This is a genomic window from Winogradskyella immobilis (assembly GCF_021887715.1).
In the GTDB taxonomy this organism is placed as follows: domain Bacteria; phylum Bacteroidota; class Bacteroidia; order Flavobacteriales; family Flavobacteriaceae; genus Winogradskyella; species Winogradskyella immobilis.
This window is the reverse complement of the sequence record NZ_JAIQXX010000052.1, coordinates 1-1,118: the sequence shown is the minus strand read 5'-3', so window position 1 is coordinate 1,118 and position 1,118 is coordinate 1. Positions and strand designations below refer to the sequence as shown.

Genomic DNA, 1,118 nt, shown 5'->3' with positions numbered 1-1,118 from the left:
TCCGAATGACAAGTTTGAAATTAATAGAATTATTATTAAAAAGTAAAATGTTTTTCTCATAGTTCGATTTTTTCTTCAATTACACACAACGTGTTCGTGTATGGTTAGTTGCGTTGGCTAGGACTAAGTTAGTAAACAAAAACGAACCAGAGGGAAGTCCGATAGGATTTTCCGAGTACACACAGACCAAGCAATGAATTATACACGTTGTTGTGCTTTCGTTATTTTTCTAATCTATTTTTAATTCTTTCTTTAATTATCTCTGCAAGTTCTTGTTGTTGTATCAAATCTCGGTTGTAATTTTTTATAGCAAAAAGTTGATAATCAAAAACTCGAATTTTAAAGTCTCTACTATTATTAATATAATCTAAATAGTCAAGATTTAATTTATGATTTACTGCCAAATCTAGAAACCAATCTTTTTGTTGAAATTCAGCAATGTTTCTATCGGTAGCGTTTCGAACCTCTTCATAATTTTCGTTAATGATCGCTTTCGAATAATAGTCTTCTATAGAAAAAGAGAGTGAATCAGATTCTATACCTATTGTATTAAATGTTTTAAAAAGTTGATATCCTTTTTTTGTGTTCGTTACATTATCAGAATTCGTAATAAGACGGATACCGTAGGGAAATGTAAATTGATTTTTATTATTTATGGTGTCGTAAGCGATTGAAGGCACACTATCGTGAAGAATTCGATTCATTAAAGTATCCTTTTGTTTGTAAAAGTTAATGACAAGAGAAAGGTTTAAGCTATCTGCCTTTATATCTTTATAAATTTGTGTGTAAACTTGTTTTTCATAGGTTTTAGTTTTTCTATCTTCATTCCAGTTATTAATGCTTAATGCAATCAAAATTCCAATAACAACAAGAATAATCTCTCCAATAGCATATTTAAAATACTTTCCAGTTTTATTTTTTTCCATTAGGTCGAAACGTATTTTTCTAAAGAATTTTATCATTGATTAGCTGTTTCTCGAAAGGTAGGATAATTAATTCATTCGAGTTTTGGATAATGAAGCACAACGTGTTTGTGTATGCTTTGTTGCGTTGGTTTAGTGTAAAGTTAGCAAATAATTACTGAATAGAAAATCCGCGAGGATTTTCGTAAGTTGGCT

At 29.5% G+C, this 1,118-nt stretch carries 1 protein-coding gene; it reads right to left on the bottom strand.

All coding sequences use genetic code 11. The features are described 5' to 3' along the window. Positions 1 to 221: 221 nt before the first annotated feature. Positions 222 to 926 (bottom strand): DUF6090 family protein, encoded by a 705-nt coding sequence (locus K8Z87_RS13775; RefSeq protein WP_227478158.1) that lies wholly within the window; start codon positions 924 to 926, stop codon positions 222 to 224. Positions 927 to 1,118 lie beyond the last annotated feature (192 nt).